Consider the following 6,771-nt stretch of genomic DNA (forward strand, 5'->3'; position numbering starts at 1 on the left):
GCCCTGATATGTGGTATTTCACCTGGATCCTGGGTCTGTTGCTGGCTTGCGCATTCGGCATCATCAATGCGCTCTGGCTGGAGCACACCGAGAACATGGATCGCCAGATCGATGAGAACAAGTGATCGACTCGCCCGGTTGGCCGCTCCATTGGAGCGCCAACCCTGGCAGGGGTTGATGCTGTTGGCGGCGGCCCTTCTGGCCGTCGCCATTTTACAGGCTCCCAACCTGGTGGCCGCCAATACCAGTGAACACGGGCTCTGGCTCGCGCCCTGGCTGATGTGGGCGGTCTGTTGCGGCGTCATGCACGGGCTGGGATTTCATCCCCGCAGCCTCATCGGTCGTGTGCTGTTTTGCCCCTGGCTCGCCTGGCCCAGTTTGTTATATGGGCTCTGGTTGACCCAAGGCTATTTCCTTTCATAAAAAATGGGGGGAGGCAGGATTTCCCTGCTTCCCCCTGCTTCTTTCCTATTCAGCCCTGCGCTATGATAGCCCCCCATCTGACTGTCGAATGGATCACAGATTGTTATGGGGGAAGTCTCTGAGTTTCCGGTACGGGTCTACTACGAAGACACCGATGCCGGGGGCATCGTCTACAACGCCAATTATCTCAAGTTTATGGAACGTGCTCGCACCGAGTTCCTGCGCTGCGGCGGCATCGAACAGGATGTCATGCTGCGCGACGGGTTCGCGTTTGTGGTGAGTCGAACAGAGATCGATTTCCGCTCGGCGGCCCGATTTAATGAGCTTTTGACTGTATTAACGCAAGTGACTGAAGTGAAACGCGCCTCCATGCGTTTTTCACAACGGATACTGGCGGCTGATGGACGACTGATCACCCAGGCCATGGTACAGATAGCCTGTGTCAGTCATCCGCATATGAAACCTGTTGCAATACCTGAAAATGTGAAGGGAGTGCTGTTAAGTGCACGCTGAAATTTCGTTTATTGGCCTGTTTTGGCAAGCCAGCCTGCTGGTAAAACTGGTCATGATGACCCTGATGGGTATGTCGGTAGTCTCCTGGGCGCTGATCATCCAGCGTTCCAAGGCCATCAAGGCAGCCAATCTCGCATCGGAGCAATTTGAAGACAGATTCTGGTCCGGGGTCGATCTGAACCGTCTCTACCAGGAGTCCTCCTCCCGTCGCGACGACATCGAAGGCATGGAAGACATCTTCTACTCCGGCTTCAAGGAGTACGCCCGTCTGCTCAAGGCCGGTGCCCGTGGTCAGGATGCGGTGATGGACGGTACTTACCGTGCCATGCGGGTCTCCCTTTCCCGTGCCGTGGACGAACTGGAATCCAACCTGCCGGTGCTGGCGACCATCGGCTCCATCAGCCCCTACATCGGTCTGTTTGGTACCGTCTGGGGGATCATGAACGCCTTTATCGCCCTGGGTCAGGTGCAGCAGGCCACCCTGCAGATGGTGGCACCCGGTATCGCGGAAGCGCTGATCGCCACCGCCATGGGTCTGTTTGCCGCCATCCCGGCCGTTATCTTCTACAACCGCTTCTCCAACAAGGTCGAGCGGCTGGAAAACGCCTACGCCAACTTCATGGACGAGTTCACCACCATTCTGAACCGTCAAATTGCTCAGCAGCAGGGTGATCAGTAATGCAAACCTATCAGCGGATCCGGCGCAAGAAGGTGGCCGAGATCAACGTGGTTCCCTATATCGACGTCATGCTGGTGCTGCTTATCATCTTCATGGCGGTGACGCCCGTGATCACGCAAGGGGTCAAGGTTGACCTGCCGCAGGCGGAATCCGAGCAGTTGCCGGAAGATGCCAAGCCGCCCTTCATCGTCAGCGTCAACACCGAAGGTGAGTACGTAATCAAGGCCGGCGAGGCCGATGACGAGCCGGTGCCTGCCGGTACTCCCGAGGCGATGCAGCAATACATCACCGAGAAGGCCATGGGCTACCTGGCCATCAACCAGAACGCCCCCGTGGTGGTCGCCGGCGACAAGTCGGTGCGCTATGAAGAGGTGATCCTGCTGATGGTGGCCCTCAAGAAAGCGGGTGTGCCTCAGGTCGGCCTGATGACGGATCCGGTGAACTGACGGAGATGGATGTGAAGCGTGGTATTTCCGGTTATCTCATCGCGTCGCTTCTGCTGCACCTGATCATCGGCATCATCCTGTTTGTCGGGCTCGACTTCAGCAAGCCGAAGCGACCCGAGTCGAAGGGGCAGATCGTCAATGCCGTCATGCTCGACGAGAATTTCCTCAACGAGCAGGCCAAGCAGATCCAGCAGCAGAAGTCTCAGCCCAAGCCGCAGAAGGTAGAGAAAGAGAAGGATAAGGAAGACACGGACATCGCCAAGCGCGAGCTGGCCCAGCAGCAGGAGCGGCTGCGTATCGCCGAGACCAAGCGCAAGGAGGCCGAAGAGGCCACCCGCAAGGCCGAGGCTGAAAAGCAGAAGAAGGTAGCCGAGCAGAAGCAGGCGGAAGAGAAGGCCCAGAAGGCCGAGGAAGCCCGCAAGCTGGAAGAGCAGAAAGCCAAGAAGGTGGAAGCCGAGCGCAAGGCCGCGGAAGAAGAGAGCAAGGCGCTGGCGCTGAAGAAGAAAAAGGAACAAGAGAAGAAAGAGGCCGAAGAGAAGCAGGCCAAGGCGGACGCAGCCAAGAAGGCGGAAGCCGAGAAGAAGGCCAAGCAGGAGGCTGAGAAGAAAGCCAAGGCCGAAGCGGACAAGAAAGCCAAGGCGGAGGCCGAGAAAAAGGCCAAGGCCGAAGCCGACAAGAAAGCCAAGGAGGCCAAAGAAGAGGCCGCCAAGAAGGCAAAAGCTGACGCAGAGAAGAAAGCCAAGGCGGAGGCCGACAAGCAGGCCAAGATCGCGGCAGAGCGCAAGCGCAAGGCGGCCGAGGAGGCCAAGCTGCAAAAAGAGATGGAAGACATGATGCAGCAGCAGCTGGCGGCTGAGGCAAATGCTCGCAGTCAGGCTGCATCTGCTGCAGCGCAGGGCGAGGTCGACAAATACGCGGCACTCATCAAGGCGACTGTTGAGCGATATATGATTTTGGATCCCACCATGCGGGGCAAAACATGTACTATCGGCGTACGTCTTGCGAGCACTGGCTTTGTCATTTCGGTAGATAACGGCCAGGGTGACCCGGCGGTATGTCGTTCCGGCAAGGCGGCCGTATTGAAGGCCAACCAACTGCCGGTGCCGAAGGATCCTGCGGCGTTCGAGATGTTGAAGGAGTTCAACCTCAAGTTGGAACCGAGCATCTAAGGCCTGGGTAAGGTAAATCGTGTAGCGTGGTTGGCAGCATCTTGCCGAGAAAGGAAGTTAATCTCTCATTTTTTTGGAACCGAGTATTTAAGCCATGATAAGAAAAGTGTTTTTTGCTTTGGTTGGCTGTTTGTTGCTGGGCCAGAGCGCCCAGGCGGCCTTGGACATCGTCATCACTGGCGGTATCGACAGTGCCCGACCCATTGCGGTCGCCCCCTTCAAGTGGGAAGGCAATGGCCAGCTGCCGCAGGACATCGCGGAAGTGGTCTCCAACGACCTGATGCGCAGCGGCAAGTTCAAGCCGCTGGCTCGTGGCCAGATGCCGCAGACGCCGAGCACCAGCGGCGAAATCAACTTCGCACCCTGGGCTTCACAAGGGGTCGAGGCCGTGGTGGTCGGTTCCATTGCCGCTGTCGGTGACGGTACCTACAAGATCAACTTCGAGTTGGTCGACGTGCTGAAGGGCCAGCTGGCCAAGGCGCAAGGTGGCGAGAGCAACGGCTATATCCTGGACAGCCGCATGGCGACCATCCCGGGTGCCCAGATGCGTCAGTTCGCTCACCGCATCTCCGACATCGTCTATGAGCGTCTGACCGGCGAGCGTGGGGCCTTCCTGACTCGTCTGGCCTATGTATCCGTCCAGCAGGGCACCCAGTTCCCGTATCAGCTGCGCATCGCCGACTACGACGGCTACAACGAGAAGACCCTGCTGCGCTCCCGCGAGCCGCTGATGTCCCCGGCCTGGTCGCCGGATGGCAGCAAGCTGGCCTACGTGAGTTTCGAGAACCAGAAGTCCGAGATCTACGTGCAGGATATCTACACCCAGCAGCGCAGCCTGATCACCAGTTTCCGCGGGATCAACGGCGCGCCTGAGTGGTCTCCGGATGGTCGTCGTCTGGCTATCGTTCTCTCCAAGGATGGTTCACCGAACCTCTATGTGGTTGATGTCGCTAGCAAGCAGCTGACCCGCGTCACAACCAGCCGGGTGATCGACACCGAACCCTCCTGGATGCCGGACGGGCAAAATTTGTTGTTCACCTCTGAACGTGGTGGCAAACCCCAGATTTATAGCGTAAATTTGGCGACTGGTATGACTCGCCGGATGACTTGGGAAGGTGAATCCAACCAGGGCGCATCCATCACTCCTGATGGCAAAATCATGGTGATGGTGACTCGTGTTCAGGGGCAGTACCGTATTGCCCGTCAGGACATGGAAAACAATGCCCTGCTGGTCCTTACCCAGAGTGCGCTGGATGAGTCGCCAAGTGTGGCTCCCAATGGCAGCATGATCATTTATGCCACCATCTATCAGGGTCGTAAGAGTCTCGCGTTGGTGTCGACTGATGGTCGCTTCAAGGCTGTGCTTCCGACCAGTAGCGGTGAAATTCGTGCACCAGCTTGGTCGCCCTTCTTGAATTGATAAAAATCCAATTGTTTTTTGTTTTGTTATAAAGGTTTAAGGAAATAGCATGCAACTCAATAAACTGCTCAAGGGTTTGGCCATCGCACTGCCACTGTTCACCCTGGCCGCTTGTAGCTCTTCTTCTGATTCTGACGCCGCTGGCGCTGAGTCAGGTATGACCGACGGCATGGGCGGTGTACAAACCGGCGGCGCCAACGGCATGTTGTCCCCGGAAGAGCAGATGCGTCAGAAGTTCGAAGCGCTGCAACGTGACAACGTGATCTACTTCCCGTTCGACGGTTACGATATCCAGGGTCAGTACGCTGATCTGCTGGATGCCCACGCCAGCTACCTGCGCGAGCGCCCGAGCGTTAAAGTCCTGATCGAAGGTCACGCCGACGAGCGCGGTACTCCGGAGTACAACATCGCCCTGGGCGAGCGTCGTGCCAAGGCCGTTGCCAAGTATCTGCAAACCCTGGGTGTGCAGGCCGAGCAGCTCTCCATCGTCAGCTATGGCGAAGAGAAGCCGCTGGACATGTCCCACACCGAGGATGCCTTTGCCAAAAACCGCCGTGCGGTTCTGGTTTACTAAGGTTTAAACCGAACAAAGTTCGTTTATATGCAAGCGGCCATTTCGATGGCCGTTTTATTTGCACTAAACGCCAAGGTTTGATCCGAATGAAATCTGTATAAGCGAGCGACGATGGCGCTGGCCGTTTTATTTGCCCTAAACGCTAAGGTTTGATCCGAATGAAATCTGTGTACAAGCAAGCTGTTGTTGCGCTGGCCGTATTGGTTGCTCTGAATGCGCAGGCGGCGGCTCCCGTCAGCGATCTGAGCGGTGACTCGGGTGGCGGTGTTGTCCTTAGCGGCAACAACGGCGCCATCGTGCCCACCGGCAGCCTGGAAGACAGGGTTGCCCTGCTGGAGCGCACCCTCAATGCCCGTCTGCGCCTGCAAGCCGAATTGCAGCAGCAGGTCGACTCCCTGCAGGGGGAGGTATCCGAGCTGCGCGGTCAGCTGGAACAGCAGACTTACCAGATGGAACAGTCGCAAGAGCGTCAGCGTCAGCTCTATCAGGAGCTCGACAAGGTGGCCAACAGCCAGCCTGCTGCTACGCCAGCCGCCCCGGCAGCCGCCGCTGCGAGCGCGGCACCGGCAGCTGCGGCCAACTACTCGACCAACCTGAATGAGAACCAGGCCTACGATGCGGCCGTGAACATGGTGCTCAAGGAGAAGAACTACGACAAGGCCATCCCCGCCTTCGAAGGGTTCATCAAACAGTATCCAAGCTCGAGCTATGTCCCCAATGCCCATTACTGGCTGGGTCAGCTGTTGTTCAACAAGGGTGACCGGACCGGCGCTGCTGCCCAGTTCACCACGGTGGCAACCAAGTTCAGCAAGTCGCCCAAGCGAGCCGATGCGCTGTTGAAGCTGGGCATGCTGGCACAGCTTGACGGCAAGAAGGCGGAAGCGAAGAACTTCTATGAGCAGGTGATCAAGGGTTACCCGAACACCTCGCCGGCCCAACTGGCCAAGCAGAGTTTGAGCAAGCTGTAACATTGCTGCATGTCACTGTTTTCGTAACAGTCTTGTAAATACAGCCCCGCTTTGTATGCGCAATGAACAAACAGATTGAATTTAAGATTTTTCTATTGCGCCAGGATGATAAATCCGTAATATAGGCCGCCGTCAGAGCCGGTGCAGTATTGCAGTCGGTCCTGGTCGTGGTGAGGGTCGTTAGCTCAGTCGGTAGAGCAGTTGACTTTTAATCAATTGGTCGCTGGTTCGAATCCAGCACGACCCACCATTCTCTCCACCAGGTGGAGACAGCATTCCCAGGTCGCTTAGCTCAGCTGGGAGAGCACCTCCCTTACAAGGAGGGGGTCACTGGTTCGATCCCAGTAGCGACCACCAGTTTTAAACTGTTTGCCAAGGCAAGCAGTGTGCCAGGCAAGTCGGTGTGGGTCGTTAGCTCAGTCGGTAGAGCAGTTGACTCTTAATCAATTGGTCGTAGGTTCGATCCCTACACGACCCACCAATCTGGCCACAAGAATTCCCAGGTCGTTTAGCTCAGCTGGGAGAGCACCTCCCTTACAAGGAGGGGGTCACTGGTTCGATCCCAGTAACGACCACCAA

9 protein-coding genes and 4 tRNA genes are annotated in these 6,771 nt (G+C 57.1%); all 13 read left to right on the top strand.

Going from position 1 to position 6,771, the window contains the following annotated elements; translation table 11 throughout:
• The first annotated feature begins 8 nt into the window (after window positions 1-8).
• The 13 genes from cydX to PG900_RS16105 all read left to right on the top strand — a co-directional run bounded on the left by cydX (window position 9) and on the right by PG900_RS16105 (window position 6,770).
• A complete protein-coding gene (gene cydX, locus PG900_RS16045) occupies window positions 9-125 on the top strand; it encodes a cytochrome bd-I oxidase subunit CydX (RefSeq protein ID WP_005304933.1) in 117 nt (38 codons plus the stop codon).
• Window positions 112-423 (top strand): cyd operon YbgE family protein, encoded by a 312-nt coding sequence (locus PG900_RS16050; protein ID WP_039213707.1) that lies wholly within the window; start codon window positions 112-114, stop codon window positions 421-423. Before cydX ends, PG900_RS16050 begins: the two co-directional genes overlap by 14 nt.
• Before the next feature lie 105 nt (window positions 424-528).
• The gene (ybgC, locus tag PG900_RS16055; protein ID WP_011707367.1) at window positions 529-936 is read left to right on the top strand and encodes a tol-pal system-associated acyl-CoA thioesterase; all 408 of its coding nucleotides are present in this window, start codon (window positions 529-531) and stop codon (window positions 934-936) included.
• A complete protein-coding gene (tolQ, locus tag PG900_RS16060; protein WP_011707366.1) occupies window positions 926-1,615 on the top strand; it encodes a protein TolQ in 690 nt (229 codons plus the stop codon). The genes ybgC and tolQ overlap by 11 nt, the downstream gene beginning before the upstream one ends.
• On the top strand, window positions 1,615-2,061 hold the full coding sequence (gene tolR / locus PG900_RS16065) for a protein TolR (RefSeq protein ID WP_011707365.1): 447 nt from the start codon (window positions 1,615-1,617) through the stop codon (window positions 2,059-2,061). Before tolQ ends, tolR begins: the two co-directional genes overlap by 1 nt.
• Window positions 2,062-2,066: 5 nt before the next feature.
• Window positions 2,067-3,230 (top strand): cell envelope integrity protein TolA, encoded by a 1,164-nt coding sequence (gene tolA, locus PG900_RS16070; protein ID WP_011707364.1) that lies wholly within the window; start codon window positions 2,067-2,069, stop codon window positions 3,228-3,230.
• A gap of 94 nt (window positions 3,231-3,324) precedes the next feature.
• Entirely contained in the window at window positions 3,325-4,650 is a 1,326-nt protein-coding gene (gene tolB, locus PG900_RS16075) for a Tol-Pal system beta propeller repeat protein TolB (protein ID WP_011707363.1), read from the top strand.
• Window positions 4,651-4,699: 49 nt separating this feature from the next.
• Window positions 4,700-5,224, top strand: a complete 525-nt coding sequence (pal, locus tag PG900_RS16080; protein ID WP_005304908.1) for a peptidoglycan-associated lipoprotein Pal — start codon at window positions 4,700-4,702, stop codon at window positions 5,222-5,224.
• A gap of 158 nt (window positions 5,225-5,382) precedes the next feature.
• Complete coding sequence (ybgF, locus tag PG900_RS16085; protein ID WP_201904063.1) at window positions 5,383-6,192, top strand: tol-pal system protein YbgF; 810 nt, start codon at window positions 5,383-5,385, stop codon at window positions 6,190-6,192.
• 174 nt (window positions 6,193-6,366) lie between these two features.
• Window positions 6,367-6,442, top strand: a tRNA-Lys gene (locus PG900_RS16090).
• Between the two features lie 31 nt (window positions 6,443-6,473).
• Window positions 6,474-6,549 (top strand) — tRNA-Val (locus PG900_RS16095).
• Between the two features lie 48 nt (window positions 6,550-6,597).
• Window positions 6,598-6,673, top strand: a tRNA-Lys gene (locus PG900_RS16100).
• Between the two features lie 21 nt (window positions 6,674-6,694).
• Window positions 6,695-6,770 (top strand) — tRNA-Val (locus PG900_RS16105).
• Window position 6,771 lies beyond the last annotated feature (1 nt).

The organism is Aeromonas sp. QDB03, from assembly GCF_027707985.1.
Taxonomy (GTDB): Bacteria; Pseudomonadota; Gammaproteobacteria; order Enterobacterales; family Aeromonadaceae; genus Aeromonas; species Aeromonas hydrophila.